Annotated in this window: 1 protein-coding gene; it reads right to left on the reverse strand. The window is 62.7% G+C overall.

The genetic code is table 11. The features are described 5' to 3' along the window. The coding region (locus tag AC0MA3_RS26770; RefSeq protein ID WP_474658390.1) for a hypothetical protein at positions 1–233 on the reverse strand (233 nt) is incomplete at both ends.

A 233-nucleotide genomic window follows, 5' to 3' on the forward strand; every position in this document is an offset into this window, starting at 1 on the left:
CGAAAATGACCTGCTGCAATGTGTACTCGGTCGAGACCGGCTTCTTGCCGCCATCCTTCAGCATGCGCTGCACGGCATCCTGTTCGGACACGCGGCTGCCGCCCTGGGACCGGTTGCGGGTGCCGAGCGCGCGGCCCCAGCCCATCTGCAGGCGGATATATTCCTTGAAATGGTCGTCTGTCACACCGGCCTTGTCGAGGACGCCGGTGAGCTGGGAAAGCGTCATCTTGTTG

This window comes from Paenibacillus sp. LS-5 (assembly GCF_056121505.1).